The organism is Paenibacillus rhizosphaerae (assembly GCF_014192015.1).
GTDB lineage: Bacteria > Bacillota > Bacilli > Paenibacillales > Paenibacillaceae > Paenibacillus_AQ > Paenibacillus_AQ rhizosphaerae.
This window is the reverse complement of record NZ_JACHXJ010000001.1, coordinates 833,900-857,886: the sequence shown is the minus strand read 5'-3', so window position 1 is coordinate 857,886 and position 23,987 is coordinate 833,900. Positions and strand designations below refer to the sequence as shown.

At 53.8% G+C, this 23,987-nt stretch carries 18 protein-coding genes; 5 read left to right on the top strand and 13 right to left on the bottom strand.

All coding sequences use genetic code 11. The annotated features are described in order from the left end of the window. Window positions 1–169: 169 nt before the first annotated feature. Entirely contained in the window at window positions 170–838 is a 669-nt protein-coding gene (locus tag FHS19_RS03815; RefSeq protein ID WP_183578807.1) for a futalosine hydrolase, read from the top strand. Continuing rightward, window positions 835–1,671 (top strand): 1,4-dihydroxy-6-naphtoate synthase, encoded by an 837-nt coding sequence (locus tag FHS19_RS03810; protein ID WP_183578803.1) that lies wholly within the window; start codon window positions 835–837, stop codon window positions 1,669–1,671. Before FHS19_RS03815 ends, FHS19_RS03810 begins: the two co-directional genes overlap by 4 nt. A gap of 200 nt (window positions 1,672–1,871) precedes the next feature. Here the strand turns inward: FHS19_RS03810 and FHS19_RS03805 are convergent, their stop codons facing one another. From FHS19_RS03805 to FHS19_RS03765, 9 genes are all read right to left on the bottom strand, one after another. Beyond that, complete coding sequence (locus tag FHS19_RS03805) at window positions 1,872–4,190, bottom strand: glycoside hydrolase family 3 N-terminal domain-containing protein (RefSeq protein WP_183578800.1); 2,319 nt, start codon at window positions 4,188–4,190, stop codon at window positions 1,872–1,874. A 30-nt stretch (window positions 4,191–4,220) separates the two neighbouring features. Next, window positions 4,221–5,810 carry a response regulator transcription factor gene (locus FHS19_RS03800; protein WP_183578797.1) on the bottom strand — a complete coding sequence of 530 codons (1,590 nt, stop codon included), beginning with the start codon at window positions 5,808–5,810 and terminating at the stop codon, window positions 4,221–4,223. Further along, a complete protein-coding gene (locus tag FHS19_RS03795; protein WP_183578794.1) occupies window positions 5,800–7,608 on the bottom strand; it encodes a cache domain-containing sensor histidine kinase in 1,809 nt (602 codons plus the stop codon). Before FHS19_RS03795 ends, FHS19_RS03800 begins: the two co-directional genes overlap by 11 nt. Window positions 7,609–7,638: 30 nt before the next feature. Beyond that, a complete protein-coding gene (locus tag FHS19_RS03790) occupies window positions 7,639–8,469 on the bottom strand; it encodes a carbohydrate ABC transporter permease (protein ID WP_183578791.1) in 831 nt (276 codons plus the stop codon). Window positions 8,470–8,486: 17 nt separating this feature from the next. Next, window positions 8,487–9,362: a carbohydrate ABC transporter permease gene (locus FHS19_RS03785; RefSeq protein WP_183578788.1), complete on the bottom strand. Its 876-nt coding sequence runs from the start codon at window positions 9,360–9,362 to the stop codon at window positions 8,487–8,489. A 118-nt stretch (window positions 9,363–9,480) separates the two neighbouring features. Then, complete coding sequence (locus tag FHS19_RS03780) at window positions 9,481–10,785, bottom strand: ABC transporter substrate-binding protein (protein WP_183578785.1); 1,305 nt, start codon at window positions 10,783–10,785, stop codon at window positions 9,481–9,483. Window positions 10,786–10,840: 55 nt separating this feature from the next. Beyond that, window positions 10,841–11,860 carry a glycoside hydrolase family 130 protein gene (locus tag FHS19_RS03775; RefSeq protein WP_183578782.1) on the bottom strand — a complete coding sequence of 340 codons (1,020 nt, stop codon included), beginning with the start codon at window positions 11,858–11,860 and terminating at the stop codon, window positions 10,841–10,843. A 258-nt stretch (window positions 11,861–12,118) separates the two neighbouring features. Then, the gene (locus FHS19_RS03770) at window positions 12,119–13,522 is read right to left on the bottom strand and encodes an NAD-dependent malic enzyme (RefSeq protein WP_183578779.1); all 1,404 of its coding nucleotides are present in this window, start codon (window positions 13,520–13,522) and stop codon (window positions 12,119–12,121) included. A gap of 293 nt (window positions 13,523–13,815) precedes the next feature. Further along, a complete protein-coding gene (locus tag FHS19_RS03765) occupies window positions 13,816–14,697 on the bottom strand; it encodes a GNAT family N-acetyltransferase (RefSeq protein WP_183578776.1) in 882 nt (293 codons plus the stop codon). A gap of 322 nt (window positions 14,698–15,019) precedes the next feature. Here FHS19_RS03765 and FHS19_RS03760 point away from each other — a divergent pair, with 322 nt between their 5' ends. Continuing rightward, window positions 15,020–17,134: an acyltransferase family protein gene (locus FHS19_RS03760; protein ID WP_183578773.1), complete on the top strand. Its 2,115-nt coding sequence runs from the start codon at window positions 15,020–15,022 to the stop codon at window positions 17,132–17,134. Window positions 17,135–17,457: 323 nt separating this feature from the next. After that, complete coding sequence (locus FHS19_RS03755) at window positions 17,458–18,384, top strand: aldo/keto reductase (RefSeq protein ID WP_183578769.1); 927 nt, start codon at window positions 17,458–17,460, stop codon at window positions 18,382–18,384. Window positions 18,385–18,630: 246 nt separating this feature from the next. Here FHS19_RS03755 and FHS19_RS03750 read toward each other — a convergent pair whose 3' ends face one another. The 4 genes from FHS19_RS03750 to FHS19_RS03735 all read right to left on the bottom strand — a co-directional run bounded on the left by FHS19_RS03750 (window position 18,631) and on the right by FHS19_RS03735 (window position 22,720). Further along, window positions 18,631–19,557 carry a D-alanine--D-alanine ligase gene (locus tag FHS19_RS03750; protein ID WP_183578765.1) on the bottom strand — a complete coding sequence of 309 codons (927 nt, stop codon included), beginning with the start codon at window positions 19,555–19,557 and terminating at the stop codon, window positions 18,631–18,633. Beyond that, a complete protein-coding gene (gene pdxR / locus FHS19_RS03745) occupies window positions 19,551–21,008 on the bottom strand; it encodes a MocR-like pyridoxine biosynthesis transcription factor PdxR (protein ID WP_183578762.1) in 1,458 nt (485 codons plus the stop codon). The genes FHS19_RS03750 and pdxR overlap by 7 nt, the downstream gene beginning before the upstream one ends. 318 nt (window positions 21,009–21,326) lie before the next feature. Further along, window positions 21,327–21,776, bottom strand: a complete 450-nt coding sequence (locus FHS19_RS03740; protein WP_183578758.1) for an OsmC family protein — start codon at window positions 21,774–21,776, stop codon at window positions 21,327–21,329. Further along, window positions 21,773–22,720: a radical SAM/SPASM domain-containing protein gene (locus FHS19_RS03735; RefSeq protein WP_183578755.1), complete on the bottom strand. Its 948-nt coding sequence runs from the start codon at window positions 22,718–22,720 to the stop codon at window positions 21,773–21,775. The genes FHS19_RS03740 and FHS19_RS03735 overlap by 4 nt, the downstream gene beginning before the upstream one ends. Window positions 22,721–22,936: 216 nt before the next feature. Between FHS19_RS03735 and FHS19_RS03730 the strand changes: the two genes are divergently transcribed. Then, window positions 22,937–23,767, top strand: coding sequence for a protein-glutamine gamma-glutamyltransferase (locus FHS19_RS03730; RefSeq protein WP_312887143.1), 831 nt, complete (start codon window positions 22,937–22,939; stop codon window positions 23,765–23,767). Window positions 23,768–23,987: the final 220 nt, after the last annotated feature.

The following is a 23,987-nucleotide window of genomic DNA, read 5'->3' as shown; positions in this document are numbered from 1 at the left end:
GCATTCATACCCCTGCGGCGAAAAAAGGCCCAGGGGTGTTCTTCGTTGTCAACACGCAGCGATCCGTCTTCACACCCCCCCGCACTTTACACACGGCTCCGATCAGGATAAGGTTATATATTGAAGCTGCATATACGGCCTGAAAACTATACGATAAGAAGGTACGCACATGAACTTACCAACAACCATTCACTCCCGGGTGCTGATCATGACGGCGGTCGAGGCCGAGCGGGAGGCGGTCCTTCGCGGTCTTGGAAGCCCGGATTTCATCGACGTCGAGCTGGCCGGCGTCGGTCCGGCCTCCTCGGCCGCCCGTACGGCTCGCGTTCTGGCTGGCAAAGCATACGGCCTGGTCATCAGCGCCGGTATCGGCGGCGGGTTTACGGATCGGGCCGGCATCGGCTCGATCGTCATTGCCGATCGGCTGATCGCGGCTGATCTTGGCGCCGAGACGCCGGACGGCTTTCTCAGCGTGGACGAGCTCGGTTTCGGCAGCTCGCGCCTCGAGCCCGATCTTCCGCTCGTCCGCCGCCTCGAGGAAGCCATGGCTTCCGCCGGGCTGGCGGTTCGCAGCGGTGCCGTCCTGACGGTCTCGACGGGGACCGGCTCGGCGCAAACCGCTGCCGCATTAAGGCAGCGGTACGCGGATGCCGCCGCGGAAGCGATGGAAGGCTTCGGCGTGGCCGAGGCCGCCCGGCTGTTCGGGCTCCCCTGCCTGGAAATCCGTACGATATCGAATGCCATTGGTCCCCGTGATCGTTCCGCCTGGCGGATGAAAGAAGCATTCGAAGCCCTTGAAGCAGCAAGCTCAATCTTAGTGGAGGTATTGAAACGATGAAAATTGCATTTTCCCCTTGCCCTAACGACACGTTTGTTTTCCATGCTGCGGCGCACGGCCTCATTCCCGGTGCACCGGAGCTGGAAGTGACCTATGCGGATATTGATATTACGAACAACCTGGCTTCGAAACCGGGCAGCGACCTGGACGTGCTCAAAATTTCTTACGCCGCCCTGCCGTGGGTTCTGGACGAATACGCCCTGATTTCATGCGGCGGCGCCTTGGGCCGCGGCTGCGGACCGCTTGTGTTGACCAAAGGCGGCCAAGCCGACCCTGCCGAACTCAGCGGACGCCGGGTTGCCGTACCAAGCGAAAAATCGACGGCCTATCTGCTCTTCCGCCTGTGGGCCGCCCAGAACGTGCCTGGCGGTATTGGCGAAATCGTAGTCATGCCGTTCGACCAAATCATGCCGGCCGTCCGCGACGGCTTGATTGACGCGGGACTGGTCATTCACGAAGCCAGATTTACGTATCCGTCCTACGGCCTTTCCTTGATGACGGATCTCGGGAGCTGGTGGGAAAGCGACACCGGCCTGCCGATTCCGCTTGGCGCGATCATCGCCAAGCGCTCCCTCGACCTGAACGCGATCGAAAACTGGATCCGGGAGTCCGTCGATTATGCCTGGGCCCATCCGGAGGCTTCCCGGGAATACGTGCTGAGCCATGCCCAGGAGCTGGATCCTGACGTTGCCCAACAGCATATTGACCTGTATGTCAACGACTTTACGCGCAACCTCGGAGACGACGGATACGCCGCGATCACTTCGCTGCTCACCCGGGCGGCCGGCGAAGGCCTGGTTCCACCGATCGATCCGGAAGCGCTGCGTAAATAAGCGGTTCTGTGATGATATTCTAGTCGTATTGCCGCTGAGGCTCAGTGAAGGGATCATCGCTTTGCTTCTTATGTGAACGATTCCTCCCTCCACACGGAACAAATATGTATCCAATTATACTTATACAACATAAAACCCCCGCCTCTTGGAAGGCGGGGGTTATCTATGTCAGGCATTTTTGAAAACACCAAATTGGTTTTTTAAGGGACGATCCATAATTCCGTTTCGGCTGTATCCAAGGAATCCCCCCCGACCATGATCATCACCCGGCAGGGCTGTGCCTTAAATTGCATGTCCTGTTTCCAGAAAGCCAGCTCCTCGTGACCAAGCTTGAAGACCACGCTCTGCTGTTCCCCTGAAGCCAATTCGATCTTCCGGAATCCCTTGAGCTCGGCGATCCTCCGGCTAATTCCAGATTCCCGGACCCGAATATATAATTGGACCGTTTCGGCGCCGCTGCGCGGCCCGGCATTAACAATCCCGACTGTTACGCTTACCTGTTCTCCAGCTTCCAACTCGCTCACCTTGATCCGATCGGTGGAAAGGGAAACATTCCCGTATTCAAATGTCGTGTAGCTAAGCCCATAACCGAAAGGATATAGGGGAGAAGAAGGCATATCCACGTAATGGCGCGGTCTTCCCGGATCCTTCTGATTATAATATACGGGCAGCTGCGCCGCGGAACGGGGCATGGAAACCGGCAGTTTCCCGCTTGGATTCACCTCCCCGAACAGAATCTCCGCAATGGCCTGTCCCCCCTCCGTTCCAGGATACCACCCGCATAACATCGCATCGCAGTGCGCCTCAATGCTGGTTAATGCATGTGGGCGGCCTTGAATCATGACGGCAATGATCGGTACGCCCGTGGCAGCGATTTGCTCAACCAACTGTTCCTGAACACCGCCAAGAGAAAGACTGGCCAAATCTACGCCTTCACCGCAGTCCATTTCAGAGGGACTTCCTTCTCCAACGATGGCTTCACCATTGCTGTCAAAAGCCCCGTTAAACTGACGGGCGCTGCTTCCTCCGAGCACCAACACCGCCACATCCGCATCCTGGGCGGCGGCGACAGCTTCCGAAAAGCCTGCTGTCGATTCGTCCCGGATTCCACAGCCAAGCGCAAAGACCACTTTGGTCCCTTCCGGTGCGCATGTTCGAATGCCTTGTAGAACGGTCGTCCCTTTCCCTTCCCGCTGCACGCTCGTATAATCACCCAATTGGTTGTACAAGCGGTCAGCATTAGGACCGATGACTGCGATTTTCCGCTTCTCCCCTTTCGGAAAGTTCAGCGGCAGCAGCTGATTCGTATTTTTAAGCAGGACGATAGACTCGCGTGCCAGCTGAAGATTGGTTTCCCGGCCTACCGGCGTGCCTACCGCCGATATGGCCAAGGTCTCATCCGTATATGGGCGGTCAAACAGGCCGAGCCGGAACTTGAGACAAAGTACCCGGCTGACTGCACGATCGATGGCTTGCTCGGAGATCAACCCCTGGCCCACCGCCTTTTCCAAAGTGGAAAACGCAGTGTCCCATAAGCTCAAATCAACGCCTGCAGACAAAGCGAGGGCGGCAGCGGATTCATGGCTCCCCGTCAGCGCTACAAGCCTGTCCACGGCGACGCCGTCGGCCATCACGATCCCTTCGAATCCCCATTCCTCCCGAAGGATGCCTGTTAAAAGGGCATGATTGGCATGACAGGGAATCCCGTCGATTTCATTATAGGCAGCCATAAAGCCCGCTGCTCCAGCCTTTGCCCCCGCTTTGGCGCCAGGCAGGTGTATCTCTCTCAGCTCCCGTTCGCCGATCGCCGCAGGGCTGGCGTTCCGTCCTCCTTGGGCAGCCCCTTGGGCACAGAGATGCTTGAGCACAACAGCCACTTTGTCTGAACCCGCCAGCATTTCTGGCGTAGTGCCCTGCATTCCCCGTACGGCCGCTTCCGTAAACCGCGCAGCCAGATAAGGATCCTCACTGAAGCATTCTTCGGAACGCCCCCAGCGCGGGTCATGCAATATATCAAGAGCCGATACGAGTCCAATATGCGCTCCCCTGCTCCGAATCTCCGACGCGATGTATGTACTGGCGCGCTGCATCAGATCCGGATTCCAGGTGGCGCCTACGCCCAGGTTGACTGGAAACAGCGTTCCGTCCAACGCCTGATGCCCATGAGGACACTCCTCTGTCAGCAGTACCGGTATCCCGAGGCGTGTATTTTCGACGACATAACGCTGAACCTTATTGGCGGCTTCCGCGCTTTTTTCTGTCGGGATCCCGTTTTCGTAATGTACGCCGGACCAAGGATCGCTGCGAAACAATCCGTACAGCGCACCCATTCCCCCGCCGCGGGCGACCTCCTCTTTAAAGGCATCAGTCAGCGTAATCTCTTCGCCCGTCCGGACATAGGCGTCCCATCCATACATCCGCTGGTTCAGCTGCCCGACCTTTTCCTGCAGTGACATCCTCTCGATCAAATCCTGAACCCTTTCCTCGATCGAATAACCCGGCTGCTTATACTTCTCCATCCTTACGTCCCCTTCCCGATATCTCCTTCGCTACTCTCCCTCGGCCTTTTTACCGGCCATCAATCCGCGGTATTCCTTGGGAGTCATTCCCGTATACGTCTTGAACACGGATACGAAATATTTATACTCATTGTACCCCGCCTGGTCCGCAATCTCGAATACTTTATCATGGGTGGTCGCGAGGAGCTTTTTAGCGTGGTTAATCCGTTTCTCGTTCATATACTCGGTGAATCCCTTTCCAGTACTCTGTTTAAAAATATAACTGAAATGGCTAGGCGTGATTTTCAGCCAGGAGGCAACCTCAGAAGCCTTTAAATCCATTCTGAATTGATCATCCATATATTTCTTTGCTTTCTCTATAATCCAGTAAGACTTATCAAGCCCGCTTACGTTGACTTGACGCTGCAGTTCCAGCATCTCGTCCAGCACTAGCTTTTGAAGGGAATCATAAGAATTGTAAATGTTCAAGTCGGCAGCCGCCTTGGTCCCGGCATCCATATCCGGCATTCCGCTCCGCCGCAGCTGCTGGCGCAGCAGTGCCCACAATTCTTCATAAATATGAAGGATATCCTCCAGTAAAAGTCCGGTTTCCCGAAATACGGTAAACATGTCGGCAATAAATGTTCCCAGTTCACTAGGATCTTGTTTAAAAAGCCTGCTGACCAGCTCCCGTACAGCCGTCGCGGTGTCATAGTTTGGAATTCCCCTCTGCATCTCCAGGGATTCCCGATATTCAGGAAGCAGCAACGGATGTCCTTCCAGAACATAATACGGCAGCAGGCTGACCGCTTCCGTGCATGCGGATGCAGCACGCTCAAGCGTATTGAAAGGTGTTGAGACGCCGAAGTAAACGGTACCCACTTCCTCGAGACGTGCAATCATTCCGCTTAGCAGGTGGTCCCAAATCTGACGCTCTTGAGGGGTTTTCACCACGATCAGCGAAATCATCAGATTTTCGTTCTTCATGACGGATACCGACTCCAGGCAATGATCGTCGTCAAACGGTCGGTGAATCGCCTTACTCCACCGATTTTGGAGCGCTTCCAATTCATCCGGTGACGTTCCGCCAAACCGGTCATGATAATCGGCGATCTGCGAAGCCACAATCAGATATTCCTTCCCTTGCAGGCTGACGGGCACTTTGCCGGAAGCGAAACCGTGTCTGACAAGACCTGCGAACCAAAGTCTCGCCTCCTGCATTCCGATATCCTCCTGCCGGTCAATCCGGCTGACAACACCCTTCACGACGGCTGTCAGCTCATCGATATCTACCGGCTTCAGTAAATAATCCGTCACCCCAAGCCGCATCGCCTGGCGCGCATAATCAAAATCTTCATAGCCGCTGACCAGGATCATCCACACCTCCGGGAATTGGACCTTCAACCTCTCCGCAAGCTGCAGCCCATCCATGCCGTCCATACGAATATCCGAGAGGACGAGATCGACACCGCCGCATTCGGCAATTCGCTGCAGCGCTTCTCTGCCATCTTCCGCTTCACCGACAACTTCGACGTCAAAATCAACCCAATCGATCGTATGACGAAGTCCTTCGCGGATCACGGCTTCATCATCGACGATGAGCATCTTGATTTTTCTGCTTTGTTCCGAGTTAACCGTCATTTTCATCCACCGCTATGCTAAACTGTGTGTCAGCATCGGGAATCCGCAGCCGCACCCAAGTTCCGTCACTAGAAGTCTGAACGAGCTGCAGCCCGAACCCTTCACCGAAATAGATCGAAAGTCTATCGTGTATGTTCATCATGGCGCCCTCCCTGTTGCCGTTCGTACCCGCATGTTCCAGCGTTGCCTGAACCTCTTCTTTACGCCCCGGTTCCATTCCCGACCCATTGTCAACGACATCGATCCAAATTTCGCCGGTGTTCTTGTAGCATCTCACATGAACGATATGACGTGGCTTATTTTTGTCCAATCCGTGCTTGATAAAGTTTTCCACCAAAGGCTGAATGGTCGCTTTCAAAATCTCCGCCTGCTCGATTCCAGCTTCCATGAAGAGCCCATACTGTAGCTTGTCACCAAGGCGATTCTGCTGCAGAAACAAATATGACCGTACAAACTCCATCTCCTTGTATAAAGGCGTCTCGTAGCTCCCGTTATCGATGCTGCTGCGGAAAAACTTCGAGAGCATCTCAATCAGCCGACTCGATTTCGACGCTTTTTCCATTCTAGCCGTCCAGCGGATCATATCGAGCGTATTGTACAAAAAATGGGGATCCATTTGGTTCTGCATGAGCTTCAGTTCCGACTCCCGCTGGCGGAGCTCGAGCTTATATTTATGCTCAATTAATTCCTTGATCGTAACCACCATTTCATTGAATTTACGGTTGAGCTCGGAAATTTCGTCGCGGGAATTGACCGGAACCCGAGCGTTATAATCGCCGTAAGTCACGCGGTTCGTCTCCTTTTTCAGCCGGAGAATCGGGCGGATAATTGTATAATGAAACCCGATGAGCGCCGTAAGCCCGAGAAGCTGTATCACGGCGATAATGAAGAGCATTAATATCTTGACGCTCCGGAATTCCTGATTGACCTTCACTTCCGGAATCATCGAGACGATCGTCCAGTCCGTATTTTCGATCCGGCTATAGAGCGTCAGATACCGCTTGTCCGCGATTTCCGCCGTAATAAAGCCATCTTTGCTGTTCTCAAGCCTATTCATCAGCCCGTTGTCCGGCACATAGGCCTCCGGCAAATGATGCTTCGATTCCATAATCATCCGCCCCTGATCCCCGACGATGAACACGCTCCCGCTGCCCTCCTCGAAAATCCCCTTTTCGAGGAGATCCACGATGCTCGCCTCATCCAGGCGAATGATCAAGCTGCCTAATGGTTTCGTAATTTCGCTGTACGAGTTAAGCAAACGAAACAAGGACAGTACGCGGACACGTCCGTTCCATCCGCTGTCCAGTTCGTAGCCTTCCGTCCAGACGATCCCTCCCTTCCGCTGCCTGGCCTGTTCCATCCACTGCGACTCGTCTCCGTAGAACGGTTCTCCCATCCCGATGAAGCTTCCGTTCAATCCGGAAATTTCAATCGAACGGATGTAACTCTTCGACATCAGCTGGAAGGTCAGAAAGTCTTCGATCTTCCGCTTGAGATCCGTCTTTTGATCGCTCGTGAGCGGAGGGGCGCTTCTTAGAAAAGTCCGCATATCCGGGCTGAGGATCAAATAATTGGCAATGTCCTTCACCATCGCGGTCTGTTCTTCAAGCTGATTCGTTACATTGTCCAAATTACGTTTGGTCGAATTGATAAAGCGTTCTTCCAGGATCTGATTAAATTTATGCTGAACGACGACGCCAACCCCGAGGGTCGGAAACATGACAAACAGCATAAATATGACAAGCGCCTTCTTTTTCAAGCTGAAATTGCCTAGATGCCTTTTGAAGCTTGTCTTCATGCGATCTTCTCCTTCAGGCTGCCCTGCGCTTCACCCTTTAACCGCTCCTGCCGTCATACCGTTTACCAGCTGCTTCTGCAGCAGCAGATAGAATATGATAATCGGGATCAGGGCGATCGTGAGCGCGGCCATCTGCAGTGTCATACTGGCCGTTTCGATGCCGGCAAAGTTGGAAAGACCCAGAGGCAGCGTCTTTAGGGAACCCGAAGTAATGAGTACAAGGGCAAACAAATATTCATTCCAGTTATAAATGAAATTTAAAATAATGACCGTTGCCAGGGCTGGTCTCGTCATCGGCAGGAGGATAGACCAGAAAATGCGATATATCCCTGCACCGTCCATGACTCCCGATTCTTCCAGATCCTTCGGAAATCCCCGCATGAATCCTTCCAGGATAAACACGGTCAAGGAAAGATGGAACGCCGTATAAGGCAGAATCAGCGCTAGCCTCGTATCCAGCAAATGGACCTTTTGCATGATCAGAAAGATCGGAATGAGCGTCGCATGAATGGGTACGAGCATACCTAACAGGAACAAAGCGTACACGGTCCCCCGCAGCTTAAACGTAAACCGCGACAAAAAATAGGCGGCGAGCGAACCGAGCAGCACAGTAACTGCTAATGATACGAAGGTAATAATGATGCTGTTCAAAAAATACGTGTTCATATTGGCGACTTCCCAAGCACCGGCATAGTTCGAAAACTGCAAATGCGATGGGAACGAAAACGGGCTTCTGGAATATTCCTGCTCTTCCTTAAACGAATTGACGACCATCCAGAATAACGGAACTATATTTATAATAGCGAACAGGCCCAAAAAAGTGTATGCAAATATGTGGAACAGTTTGGACTTTCTGACCAAGGGTTACCCTCCTTTCATTAATCGTTTTTTTCTCTCCCGAGGCGGTTCAACAGACTAATGACGATCAAACTGAACAAAAGAATCAGTATCGAAACCGCACTCCCGTAACCGTAGCGCATATTCATAAAAGCGCTATTGTACATGTAAATCGTCATGACCTCGGTCTGATGGGCAGGTCCTCCACCGGTCATGATCTGAATAAGATCAAATACACGGAAGGAGTTGCTGATGCTGTACACGACGCCTACCATAATCGTCCCGCGGATCATGGGAATCGTAATGCGCAGCGTCCGTTTAAGGCCGGTCGCCCCGTCCAGTGCGGCCGCCTCATTGACTTCGTCGGGAATATTTTGCAATGCCGCCAGAAAGATGACCATATATAGTCCACAGTTTTGCCAAATGTAGGCGATGCTGATGGACAGCATCGACCATTTGGAATCGCCCAGCCAATTCTGCTTCCAGCTCTCTGCGCCGAATACGCCGAGTACATTGTTCAGCATTCCATATTCCGTGTTGTACACCATGCCCCAGATCATGGACACCATGACCGAAGAAATGACGACGGGCATGAAACCTATCGTCCGAAACAATCCGGAACCTCTCATCTTGCGGTTGAGCAGAAGGGCGAGCAAGAGTCCCAGCGGGATCTGGCCTGCCAGCCCCGTTATCATGATAATGAGGTTATTTTTGACCGACAGCCAAAAAATGTCGTCCTTCAATATATCCAAGTAGTTATCCAAGCCGACAAAGCTCTTGGAGCCGATGCCGTTCCAATCCATAAGCGAGTAGTACAGCGACAACCCGATCGGAACGATGGCGATTCCCAGGTAGATGAGAAGCGCAGGAAACAAGCCAACAAAGATGGCTAGCTTCGTCCCTTTTAAGGTGTGCATATGCGGTTCCTCCTTTTCTTCACCCCACCCATGCGACCTGATGAAAGGAAGAAAACCCGGAAGCCCAGGTTTCCTTCATGTTATTCATTTCAGACACGAACAGGCTCGCAGTGCTATCCTATTTCATGTTATCGAAAGCTTCTTGAACATCCTTAGCTACCTGCTCCGGCGTCCCATGGCCAACGGTCAGCGCCTGAAGGCCGTTTTGCATGACATCGACCACCTGCGTCGGAATCACGCTGTCGAATACCGGTGCGGTTCCCTTACTGGTGAGTTCCATCATTTCTTTCAAATACTTGCTTGCATCAGCGGGAATGTCCACCTGTGCAGGAACAACAACCCCGCTGCTAATAAGCTGTTTATACAAATCCTCGTTTACGAAAAACTTCAGAAACTCCTCGGCGGCCTGCTGCTTTTTCTCGTCCAGTCCGCTTTTGATCCCGATGCCGTATTGAACGACTCCGGCGCTCTTGGCGGGATCACCTTTTCCGCCATCCACTTTCGGGAACAACGCGATTCCGAACTTGTCCCCTTCATCGTTTTGGATGCGAATGCGGCCGTCAACGGTCGAAGAAGAAATATGCATCGCCGCTTTTCCCTGGATAAAGTAATCCTGTGCCTGCACCGTATCCATATTGTTAGCGTCGGTATTAAACGCTTTCAGTTTGCTGAGCTCATCAATGACAGAGATCGCCTTGACGAATTCCGGATCCGTAAATTTGGCTTCCTTGTTCATCACTTTCGTCAAAAAGTCGCTGCCCGTAAACCGGTCACCGATGATGGACAGGTAGGAGGATTGCAGCGGCCACTGCTCTTTATTTCCCAAAGAAATCGGAGTCATTCCCGCTGCCTTCAGTTTTTTCACCGCATCGATAAATTTCTCATAGGTATCCGGGAACTGGTCGTATCCTACTTTGGCTAACATCTCTTTGTTATAGTAGATAATATCCACGAAAGTCTGCTTGGTAGGAATGGCGTACTGCTGGTCGCCGACTTTAAAGCCGGCCAGTGCGTTTTCCGGTAGAATGCTATTCCATTGGTCCATCAGGCCATTGATCGGTGCCAGCAGTTTACCGTCCACAAGCGGGGCCAAATCCGCTCCTGGCCACAGCACGTTAATGTCGGCCAAATTGTTGCCTGCAGCGAGGGTACGCAGCTTGGTCTTGTATTGGGCGGAAGGCACGCCGTCCTGCTTAATAATGATATCGGGATGCTGTTTTTCGAACTCTTCGATCCGCTTCTTATAGACATCATTGTCCACGTTTGGCGATGTCCAAGGATGCATCATGGTCAGCGTCACTTTTCCGGTCTTGGCATCCGCCCCTCCGTCCGCCTGATTATTGCCGCATGCAGCTGTAATCATCATCATGACGGCAACCAATCCTGTCATCAGCCATTTCAATCGATTCTGTGATTTTTTCATACCCTTCCCCTTCTTTTCATAAAAAGTAGTATTCCTAAGCATTGGAGCTGCTGTCCTACACCAAAGATTCGTTCAGAATATGCTGGACCAGGTCATCCAGCGGAACGGTAGCCAGCGCAATCGCCGTATCCGTCACGCCATAATAAATATAGAGAAGTCCGTCTTTTACCACGTTGCCGGTCGGGAAAATGACGTTTGGAATTTGGTAGCCAAATTTCTCGTAATAAGTTTCCGGCTCCATAATATAATTCGTCGTCCGGGCGATGACCTTCTCCGGTTGTTCCAAATCCAGCAGCATCGCTCCAACGCGGTACACCGTGTCTTCATCCACCCCGTGGTAAAGGACCAGCCAGCCGTGATCCGTACGTACCGGAGGGGTGGAACCGCCGATTTTTTTAGACTCCCACGCTGGATTTTCGGCTTTGGCGAGGAGTACCGGCTCCTCCCAGTGAATGAGGTCTTCCGAGCTTGTGATCCACATCGCGGCTTTCTCTGTGCCGTAAGCTTCTCCGACATATTCTTCAGGACGCCGAAGAAGGTAGTATTTCCCGTTTATTTTTTCGGGGAACAAAATATTGTCGCGATCATTGATATCCAGCGGCGTCGTGTCTGATACAAACTCCCAGTCCAAGAGATTGTCCGACTTGAGTATAGAGGAACGGGTGAGCCAGTGCCCCTCCTCCTCGCCCCACCCGTCCGGATAAGAAGGTATGGAACGCTCAGGTACACCCGAACCGGTTGGATAGTAGCTCATCGCGCAAGGGCGAAGCGCGTAATTTAAATAGTACGTACCCTCAATCTTGACTATCCGCGGGTCCTGAACACTCCCGTAAGGAAAACCGAGCATGTCCGGTGTGACAATCGGTTCATCCTTGACATGGGTGAAGTGGATGCCGTCCTCGCTTTCGAGGAGTCCAAAAACGTTTTTACACGGAGTCAGTGATTCCGCCGTCCGTTCAATCATGTAAAATTTGCAGTTATCCATGATCACCGCCGGATTGAATACGGTTACTTTTCTCCAATTATATATTCCCGGAACGACGATCGGATTTTCCGGATGTCTTGTAATCTTCATGGGGAAAGCCTCCTTGTAAGCCCTTTATTTTCTCGTCACGGTAATTATAGCTCCCGGCCTAAGTACAAAATATCCCATAAACTTTCGAAAACATCCGAATAATGCAGATCGTTTTAGCTATGTCCGTTATCTTTTATTGTCGGCAAATAAAAACCGCCCCTTGCTGCGATGTCCGGGTGACACCGCTTTGCAAGGGACGGTTGTTTTATTTTTCGTATTCAGGAACACAAAATTAGTGGATCATCGCAAACTCCCGTTTTATCTAAAGTCCTTCGGAATTCTGCGCGCCACCCCGGTCAGGATCGCCGCCTGGATCACCGCTTTGCGGATCTCGATCACAACCTGCTCGTTAAAAATGCTCGGGATGATGTACAGCTCGTTCAATTCCCCGCCGGTGACAACCGATGCGATCGCCCGTGCAGCAGCCAGCTTCATCGGTTCGTTGATGCAGCGTGCCCGGCAGTCAAGCGCACCCCGGAACAAGCCCGGGAAGACGAGTACGTTGTTGATCTGGTTCGGATAATCGCTGCGGCCGGTCGCATAGACCCGGGAATGCGGAATCGCCTCTTCCGGCGACACCTCCGGCTCTGGATTCGCCATGGCAAAGACGATCGGATCCGGCCCCATGCCGCGGATATCCTCCCCGTTCAGCAGATTGCCGCGCGATACGCCGATGAACACGTCGGCCCCTTTGATGACCTCTTTAAGCGCGCCTTCGTTCGCTTCTACCTGTGGCTGGTCTGCCAGCCACTGCCACATCGGGTGGCTGTATGTACCTCCCCTGACGATCGCGCCTTCGCGGTCAACCGGAACCAGCTTGGTTACGCCGGCGCTAAGGAGCATTTTGCAAATGGATACGCCCGCTGCACCGATGCCGTTCACGACAACCCGGATATTTTCCATCCGTTTGTTGACCACCTTGAGGGCGTTCAAGAGACCGGCGATGACGACCACGGCCGTCCCGTGCTGGTCATCATGGAATATCGGCATATCCAGCTCCTGGGCCAGCCGAGTCTCGATTTCGAAGCAGCGCGGAGAGCTGATGTCCTCCAGGTTGATGCCGCCGAAAATCGGGCTGATGGCTTTGATCGTCCGGATAATTTCCTCCGTATCCGTCGTGTCCAGGCAGATCGGAAACGCATCGACGCCGGCAAGCTGCTTGAACAGCATCGCCTTGCCTTCCATCACGGGAGCGGCCGCATGCGGGCCGATATCCCCAAGTCCAAGCACGGCTGTGCCGTCGGTAATGACCGCTACCGTATTGCGTTTAATCGTGAGCGAATAAGCTTTATCCTGGTCTTCGTAGATCGCGGTGCACACCTTGGCCACGCCTGGCGTATACACACGCGATAAGTCATCCCGGTTTTTGATCGGCAGTGTCGGCTGAACCTTGATTTTGCCACCCAAGTGAACGAGAAAGGTCCGGTCGGACACGTTGATCAGCCTGATGCCTTCATGCCGCTTCAGCGATTCAACGACGCGATCCTCCTGCGTGTCGGCCACTTCAACCGTAATATCCCGCACAGAGGAATCCTTCCCGGGGCGGATGACGTCGATGGAGGTAATGTCCCCTCCCGATTTGCTGATCGCAGCGGCGACATCCCCAAAAGTCACTTTCCCGTGATCCAGCTCAACCCTTAGAATAATACTTGTACTCGCCATGATGCATCCTCCTGATTCAAGGTATAAAAGTAATCACCTGTGCTGTAAAAGCCTTTCGTCCCAAGCCTGATGTTCCGGATGTAACCGATTCCAATTTCAACATAAGTTGATCCATTTGATCCTGATTCAGGCCAAACGCTCGTCCGGTTTTGACTTTCGAATCGAAACCGCCCGCAACATATCTTAACAATAACCGCGAAACTGCACAAGCATCAGCCCCCTATCGGGGTAGACAAGGGAACCGAATCGCCCGCCCGGTCGCCTAATGAACCGTCTGCGAACGCCTGAACCCGTTATACGCTGCGTTTCATATGTACCTGGCTGACCGATATGCCAAAACCGGCCTCCTTCAGCACGCTCGTCAGCATCGTTTCGGTCCCGGGAATATTGACGGTGCGCAGGGTCAGTCCACGGCTGGACGGCCCAAGCACTTCGCTTAAGAGACCCTTCATCAGCGTCAAAGCGTTTTCGCTTTGCTCGCCTAGAATCTTGCATTGAAACAGCGACGTGGACGTATGCGCCCCTTGATTATCGAAGCCCCTTTTATACAGTGCGTAACCGGCAGGCCGACCTTCCGGATCAAAGGCAATCAGCGATTCGCCGTTCACGACGCTCTCCCATTGCGTCTGCCAGGGCTGGTTATTGACCGGCACATACAGCCTCTGGATATCCTGCGGAATGCCACGGCGGAATTCGTACTCCCCGGAACCGCCGGCCAGCGCTTCATCATTCAGGCTGGTGCATTCATAGAAAAAGAGCTCGTCAATGACCTCATACCCCATCCGCTCGTACAGCGAAATCGCCGGCTTGTTGTCACTCAGCGCTTCCAGCAGGGCAGCTTCCGCCCCTTCCGCTTTGTACAGCTCGAGGCTGGCCTTGATCAGCAGTTTGCCGATGCCTTTGCCCCGATAGTCCGGGATGATCCCCGTTCCCCCGTTCCAGGCTGTTTTCACGCCTTCATTCATCCGCAGACCATTCATGACAAAACCGACGGGAACGCCGTCCACGCATCCGACGATCGAATGGGCGAGCGACAATCCTTGATCCGCGCTTCTCTTGAGGAGCATGTCCATGCTCATCGTAATGGGGACCGAATACCCCTTGAACCCTTCGTTCCAAAGATCCGTAAGCTCGGCAGGCGAAAATTCACTCATCCTTCTCATGATTACATTCATTTCATTCATTCCCCACTTTCTGCAGATCTAACTACATCGAATAAACTAAAGATATGAATGTTAGAGGGCTTTAACAACAGGAAGTTCAGTACAAAACTTTAGTTCAATCTATATCCATAATGAATAAAATGTGAAATGAACGCAATCATTTTGTAACTTTCCCTCCGGTGCCCTATGATAAAGTATGACATGGAAAACTTATGTTTTACCGATCATCAATGTCTGGAGGCAGCTAAAGAATGGGCACATACATCCCGAGAAGCTCATACATAACCATTGACAACAGCGCCGCCCGCCTTCCTGGAAAGCCGGGTAAGCCGCTATGATTCATCTCTCGCCGAATGAAAAAAGATATATGCCGGGACTGGACGGACTCCGGACCCTGGCTGTTTTCGCTGTCATTTTGTATCATCTGAACGTCAACTGGGCGCCGGGGGGACTGCTCGGCGTCAGCATATTTTTCGTCCTGTCCGGATATTTGATCACCGATCTTCTTACCGCCGAGTGGCGAAGGAGCGGAACGCTCGACCTGAAGCAGTTTTGGGTCAGACGATGCCGAAGGCTGCTTCCCGCCATGATCGTCATGCTCGCCGCGGTGACCGCCTGGGTGACATTGGCGCGGCCGTCTACGATGCCTGTTTTAAAGGGCGACGCCATCTCGTCACTCTTTTATGTCAACAATTGGTATCTGATCTACCACCAGGTTTCGTACTTTGAAAAATTCGGCCCGGTCTCGCCGCTCGGACATCTGTGGTCATTATCGGTTGAGGAGCAGTTTTACGTGCTGTGGCCGCTGCTCATGCTGATCGGTTTGAGGCTCGCCCCGCGGCGGGGAAAAATGTTTCTGTTCATACTCTCGGCCGCGGTGGTGTCCGCCCTGGCAATGCTGGTCATCTACGATCCGGGGACGGATCCCAGCCGGGTCTATTACGGGACGGATACCCGGGCGTTTTCGCTCCTGATCGGTGCCGCGCTCAGCATCATTTGGCCCAGCCGCAAGCTGTCTCCCCGGATCGACCGGTTCTCCAGGCGCTTGCTGGATGGGGTCGGCATGCTCAGCATAGCAGCGATTTTGGTCATGATCTGGAGCACCAACGAATACGACGCATTCCTGTACCCCGGCGGCTTAGTCCTCCTGTCGCTGGCCGCAGCCGCCGCCGTGGCCGTGCTTGCGCATCCGGCAAGCCGGGTCGGCCGATGGATTGGCTGCAAGCCGCTGCGATGGCTCGGCGTTCGCTCTTACGGCATATACATATGGCATTATCCAGTAATTATTTTATCCACAACGAACGGAGCCGAAGACGTGAGCGTCCTGAAAGCCGTATTTCAGGTTGCTGCCAGCATTGCGCTGGCTGCGCTGTCGTATACTTTGATCGAAGAGCCGATCCGCAAAGGGTTATTGGGAAAAGGGTGGAAGAAGCTGCGCTCCGGCAAACTGGGTCTGGACCAGATTCCGCTGAAGGGCTGGATTACCGGGGCGACCCTGCTGCTGCTGGTCATTATCTCCTGCACGGGCATCGCCCGGACACCGGCGGTGGCCTCCACCGTCCAGGCGCTCGGCCCGGCCGCATCCGGGGCTGACGGCGCCGGCTCGGCGTCACAGGAGGTTTCCGCTGCCGGTGGCGGCACAGGTGGCCCGGATGCCGCTGACTCCGGCCAGCAAACCGCAAAGGGCGGCGATCGTCATGACGCTGGCCAGGCGGAATCCTCCGCGGGCGGTCAGACTGGCGCGCAGACGCCTCCCGCAGCCCAGGGCCAGCAGGAGGCGGATAACACAGCTTCGGGCACCGCTCAAGCGGAAGACCCGCCTTCCGCCGGCGGCAAAGCGAAATCGTCCACTAATCCCGTTGGCGTGGCCGGCAAGCCTCCCGTCAAGACCGGCGAGCCGGGAGAGGGTCAAGGCAAAGCGTCCGGGCAAGGCTCCGGTGCTCCCGCAGCGGGAACGAACACCCCTACTCCGGTCAAGCGGAACCTGGCGGTAAGCGCCATCGGCGACTCCATCCTGCTGGACGCCGCACCATATTTACAGCAGTACCTTCCCGGCATCGTCGTCGATGCCGAGATCGGCCGGCAAATGTCGGAAGCGCCGGACATCGTGGAGCGTCTCCGGGCGGAAGGCAAGCTCGGCGACTACGTGGTGATCGAGCTCGGAACCAACGGCGCCTTCAGCTCCAAACAGCTTTCCCGGCTTCTCGACTCGCTGAAGGACGTCCGGCAGGTTGTGCTCGTTAACACCCGGGTGCCGAGAAACTGGGAAAGCACGGTTAACTCGGCGCTCCGTAATGCGGCCGACGCCCATGACAATGCGACGCTGCTTGATTGGTACAAAGCGAGCAGCGGACAGTCCTTCTTTACACCCGACGGGGTCCATCTCAAGGCGGATGGAGCCAAGCTGCTGACATCGCTGATCACTGACGCGGTCGGATCAAAGAAATGACCTGTTAAGCGTGTTTGCTCTCATACGTGACTGTTATCCCTTTACTGGAATTCGGCAGGCAATGCCGCACATCAGCCGGGAACGGAATTTTCCGTTCCCGGCTTTATTAGATTCATTTTCAGTGGAGCCGTCCGTTCAGTTTAGCAAAATCTTCTGCATCAACGGTCTGTATCCATGAATACTATCCGTCCATAGTATTTTTATCTTTGCTCCGTCTCCCTCTCATGTACTCCCGCCTAACTGTACATATTGAATAAACAGTTCTACATTTGATATGATCATTAGAGATGTACATACATGAATTTAGAGAAGGAGAGATCACCATGGCTACGATTCGTTTAGGCAAAAGCGATCTGCAAGTGAATCCGATTGGGCTCGGGGCGAACGCCGTCGGCGGGCATAATCTGTATCCGAATTTAAATGAAGAAACAGGCAGGGACGTGGTTCGGACCGCCCTCGACCTCGGCGTGAATTTCCTGGATACTGCGTTCATTTACGGTCCAGGCCGCTCCGAAGAGCTGATCGGCGAGGTGCTGAAGGAGAAAGGCAGAACGAATGCCGTCCTCGCGACCAAAGGCGCGCACAAGTTTGTGGATGGTAAAGTCGTGATGGACAATTCGCCGGCCTTTTTGCAGCAGTCGGTCGAAGACAGTCTAAGACGCCTGCAGACGGATTACATCGACCTGTTCTACATCCATTTCCCCGATGAGCAGACACCAAAGGCCGAAGCCGTCGGAGCGCTGCAGAAGCTGAAGGAACAGGGCAAAATCCGGGCCATCGGCGTATCGAATTTCAGCATTGACCAGCTGAAAGAAGCGAACGTTAACGGCTATGTGGATGTGCTCCAGTCCGAATACAACCTCTTTGCCCGGGACGCGGAAAAGGAACTGCTTCCATACTGCGAAGCCAACGGCATCTCGTTTGTCCCATATTTCCCGCTGGCTTCCGGACTGCTTGGCGGCAAATATACGAAAGACACCACGTTCGGCGACTTGCGCGCGAACAATCCGCTCTTTCAAGGCGAAGCTTTCGCCCGGAACCTGGACAAGGTCGAGCGGCTGCGGCCGATCGCCGCGCAGAAGAACGTCGAAGTGGCCCATTTGGTGCTGGCCTGGTACCTGAAGCAGCCGGCCATCGACGCCCTGATTCCCGGAGCGAAAAAACCGGAGCAGGTGAAGGAAAATCTGAAGACGCTGGACGTCCAATTAACGGATACCGAGGTCGAAAAGATCAGCGGCATCTTTAAATAATCCGCAGGGTTCCGAGTGTAAACTTGGTTCACTCACGCTGGCGGCTGAAAAAGTTCCGATCCCGTAAGTAAAACGAAATGTCCATCGACGTGCGTTCAAGGAAGACATACCGCGTTTACCGGAAGCTTATCTACCGAGATCAGATAGTTCGCTTCGGAAGTTTATATTTTGCTGGTAACTTTAAAAAAGGAGCTGCTTTCAGGGCGATCCGCCCGAAAAGCCAGCTCCTTTGCTGTTACCCATCGATTACACCACATGTCCGTATTCCCGCCGGCGTTCAGCCAGAGACCCCTCGATGATCCGGTCCAGCAGGGCGGAGAAGGAAATGCCTGCGGCCTGCGCGCTCTTGGGCAGCAGACTGGTCCGGGTCATACCGGGCAGCGTGTTGACCTCCATCACGTAGGGAATGCCCTGATGGAGCATGACATCCACCCTCGCGTACACGCTGCATTTCAGTACCCTCCAGCTGAGCTCGGCGGCCACGCGGACGCGTTCGGCGGTATCCGGATCCAGGCTGGCGACGGCTTCTTCGCTCTCCCCTTCTTCGTATTTGGAAGTGTAATCGAAAAACTCCCCGTTCGGCTTGATCGACAGGACCGGAAGGTATTCGCCGTTCAGCAGGCTGCATGTGATTTCCTCGCCCTCGATGTACTGCTCGAGGATAACCTCATCGTCCCAGTGAAAAGCGCGCTCCACCGCTTCCCTCAAGCCCTGCGCATCCCGCGCCAGCGTGACGCCGACGCTGGAACCGCCGGTGTTTGGCTTGACGACAAGCGGATAGACCGGTTTCGAGGCAAGCACATCGTCCAGTTCATCCGGACTCGTCAGCAGCATCCAGTCGGGCGTCTCTACACCTTCGTAACGGAGCAGCTTCTTCGCCATATTTTTGTCCATGCACAGGCTGCTCGCCAGAACACCGCTGCCGGTGAACGGGACACCGAGCGTCTCCAGCGTACCCTGAATCGTTCCGTCTTCCCCATATTTGCCGTGAAGGGCGATAACGGCCATGTCGATGCCGGCCAGTTGCTGCGGCAAATCCCGTTTCCTCGCGATTTCGATCGCCCGGACTTCGTATTTGGCTGGGTCCAAATGCGAGATGATCTCCCTGCCCGTCATCAGCGACACTTCCCGTTCGGAGGAATCTCCGCCCATAATTACGCCTACGCTTAACATCCGTTCTCCTCCATTCGACTTTGGACCGCCTTTCCGATCACCTGGATGCCGTGCACAAGGTCTTCATCGCTCACCCGTGAAAAACCGATCCGCAGCGTCCCCTCACCCTGGCCGTCCGTATAAAACACATCTCCGGCGGTAAACACCACGCCTTGTTCGTAACAATCCCGCAGGATATCCCTTGCGCGGATGCCCTCCTGCAGCTCCAGGAACAGATGGAGCCCGCCGGTTCCGGTTAACCTTTTGTGCGGAATATACTTGCGGCAGCATTCTACCGCCAGCTCATGCTTATGCTTATATTCGGATTTCGCCCGTTTCAAATACTTCTCAAAATTGCCGTTATGAAAATATTGATACAGCACCGCCTGATCCAGTGTGGAGGTGTGGATGTTTCTCGCCCGCTTCACGCTGACGAGTGCATCGATCAGGTCCCTGTCCGCCGCGATCCAGCCGATGCGGATACCCGGGAACAATATTTTGGAAAAGCTACCGAGGTAGATGACGCTGTTTCCATCCCCGCCGAAGGCCGCCAGCGGAGCCATATGCGAGCCCGAATAGCGCAGTTCCTCATTGAAACCGTCCTCGATCAATGGAACGTGGTGCTTTGCCAGCAGGCGCAGCACTTCGACCCGTTTCTCAGCCGACATTACGATCCCGGTCGGATTGTGGTATGACGGGGTGAGGTACGCCAGACCGAAGGCGTTTTCGGACAGTGCCCGCTCCATCTCCCCGATATCGATTCCGTCCTGTTCCATGCGGATCCCGGTAATGTCATATCCTTGGAGCCGGGAAATTTTGATAGCCGTATGATGGGTCGGATTTTCGCACAGGATATGCTTTTCTTTCACGTTCAGCGAGGACAGGATGATATCATAAGCTTCCGTGAACCCGTTCGTGATTAGAATATCTTTACCGTCCATGTCGACGCCTTTCGTTTCCATATACCCCGTCAGATACTCGATCAGCGGTTTGTATCCTTTGGCGTAGCCATAATTGAGCAAAATTTCGCCTTCGATCGCCATCCGGTCCAGAAAAGCGCGCTTCACGTTGGCCAGGTCGAAGAGCTTCTCGTCGGGGGCGATGCTCGCGAAGTTAATCATCCCCTTCTCCCCGCGCAGGTCGCGCTTCATTAAATCCAGGTCCGTGGCCGTTTGTGCCGACGGGCTCAGCTGCTGCTGCCAATCCACATGCCAGGAAGGCACCGAGGCGATGCCCACTTTGGAGACGAAGGTCCCTTTGGAGCGGACGGTATAGATATACCCTTCCTCCTCAAGCTCGGTGTACACCGCCACCAGCGTATTGCGGCTGATATTCAGCATCGTGCTGAGCTCCCGCGTCGACGGCAGCTTCTGGTCCACCCTTCCCTTGCCCTTGGTGATCCACTGCTTCAAGTATTCTTTGACCTGCACCGTCAGCGGCCGGCCTTCTGTAATTTTAAAATCCGTAAACATGACGTTATTCCCCCCGTACCTATCTTCACACAAACCGCTGCCCGATAAAAGATCCACCGGACGGCGTTTTCCGGCTCGGCGTGGTTTAACCTGTCCGGCAATCCTTGATGCCGGCTCTCGCCGAACCGCTTCGGCTGTCCTCCTACTCAGGATGCCCGAAAGCCGGACGCCGACTCACGTCCCTCCATTTCATCTGTGCCCTGTACGCTTTCCAGAGGCTTCCCAAGCAAACAGAAAGACCGCCAGGCTGTTCGCCCAAGCGGTCTCTTCATACATTCAGCGGTTTGGCGCTCGCCTCTCACCAAGGCTTTAACGCCGTTATTCCGTAACGGTTTCGATACGCGGCTCGGTCGCGAGGGCCACATTCCCGGATACCGCCCGGGAAATCATACAGGAGTCTTCCGCTTTATGCGCCAGCCTGTCCGCCGTCTCCACATCTTTGGCCGTTGCTTCACGGGCCAGCACGATATGCGGCTTATGCGTAATGCTGACGTACGTAAAAATGTTGTCTGTCACGTCCACGATGCCTTCGGACTCCAGCGAAAGCTCGTGAACCGGAAGGTGCGAACGCTCCATCATGGCCGCCAGCGTGATTAAGTAGCAGGTAGCGGCAGCGCCGAGCAGCATTTCGTCGGGATTCGTCCCGACGCCCGGGCCTCCCATCTCTTTCGGGATGGAAATTTGCGTACGGAGATTGCCTGCTTCGATCTGTCCATCGCTGTTGCGCCCGCCGTTCCAGCCGGCCCTTAACACGAATGAATGTTTCACAGTCCAGTCGCCTCCTGTAGTTCAGAGCGGGCGGGCTGCGGTTCGTCAGAAGCGATGCCGTTCGCCTTATAGTTAAAGCGCTGGCGGTAGCCGCATTTTCTGCACAGCTCCTCCACGACTTCACGCCGGGAAAAACCGTCGACGATCCGGTTCGCCCGCTCGCTTTCGATAATTTCCGAAAACGGGGTCTTGTGGATGTTGCCGAGATTAATGACGCCTTCCCCGTCAAGGCAGCAGGGGATCACCGTTCCATCCACCAGGACGCCTGCCTGATTGCGGAGTCCATGGCAGAAGCCCCGGCTAAGGTCCTCTTCCTCGCTCAGGTCCGGCCATTTAAATTCATGGTCCATATTGATGTAGATCCGATCCGCAATTTTGATGCCTTTGCCCGGAACGATTTTTTCCTCGATTTTGTAATCCAGATTAAACTCGTTCTCAATGTACTCCAGCATTTCCCGATTGCGGCTCCGCTCCAAGTTCGTTGCGTTGTCCGGGTCGAGATTCCACAGCCGCAGCGATACGATCATGCCCGATTGGGACACCGCCTCTTTGACAAAAGACAGCACTTTGGAGATATAACCGTTTTTGTCCTGGGAACCGACATGCCCGTCAAAGCTGTGCAGGGAAAAATTCATCTGCCGCAGCGCCGGCTTGTTCAGCAGCTTCCGTCCCGCCTTATGCAGCAGCGTACCGTTGGACGTGATATTCACTTTAAACCCCTTCTCATGGGCGATATCCAGCAGCTGGTCGATATGCGGATGAAGCAGCGGCTCGCCTTTGACATGAAAATAGATATATTCCGTGTGGGGTTTGATCTCATCCAGAATATGCGTAAATTGTTCGGTCGTAATATAATTGGTCGCCCGGTGCGTCGGCGGACAAAACGTACAGGCCAGATTGCACTTGCTCGTCAGTTCGACGTAAAACTTTTTGAATTTTTTCATGATGGAAGCTCCAGTCTGATCCTTAAAAGTTACCTTCTCAACCTATTATATTAGATCATCCTTCCGAAGCAAACGTAAACCGTATTTTTGACAAAGGACAGCCCTCATCGCTTGGATCTGACAATCGGGGTTATTTCCGGGCTCGGCCTGCTCATATGCTGATATATGCCGCGGGCTTTTTCGATCTTTAATAAACGGTAAGGAGGGATGAACGGGGTGATTACGATTGGAAGCGGCGGGGAAACGGTGAACCCGTCAGGATGGCCGGATTGGTGGAGGCAAATTTACGACAGGAAGATGAGGAGCACGACCGTATATCATTACGAATCGCCGGCCCACTTGGTCTTTGAGCTTAGGCTCCGTGAAGCGATCGTACGAGCAGCAGCCGACTTAAACCGGAGCGGCGTGCAGTTTGAAACCTTCAAGAATTCCCATTGCAACGAAGCGTACTGGTACTTGAACCGGCGCGGCGGCTTCGAGCTCAAACCCCATGTTACGCCCGCACAGGGAATCCAGGACATCTTCGTGAACGGCTGGGCGTATGGCTTTGAATGCGCGACGGGGATCGTGATCGTGATGTACAAGGGTGTGCTTGATACGATTCGGGAAGATGACTTCAACCGTCTGTTCGCGAATCTGCTCCTGTACGACTGGCATTACGACAGCGACCTGGGATTGATTGAAAAAACGGGTTCCCGGGATTCCTACCCTGGCGACGTCCGGTATTTTAAAAATCCGGATGTCAATCCCCATCGGATCGAGTGGCAGGGTGAAAATACGATCCAAATGGACGACGACCTGTACTACGGTCATGGAGTTGGCATTGTCACTTCTGCCGAAATCATCGGTACCCTCAACCGGTACCGGATCCCCGGCAGCAGCCGTTCCGCCTATTTGACCGACCAGATCATCCATCCGGATTTTCTGTATTTGTCCGGTTTCGCCGCAGGCGGGCCTCCGGCTCCCACCAATTGGCAGCAGCAGCCCTACAGGGAGAACGGTATCACCGCTTCCCGGATCGGCAGCAGGATCTATCTTCGCTATTAAAGCTGCAGTGCCACGCTTGGAATACCCTGAATCAGAACCAAGTCTAGATATGCACATGATGATTGATGGGTAAAACAGGTAACCGCCTTCACTAGAAGGCGGTTTTTCACTTTCACCATCATTCGCTTTTTAGTATAGAGTTATCATTTTTCAGCGCATATAATAACAAAGCATCGCCGAAAAAGAAATGTACATCATCGCAATCCCGATGATCCTGACT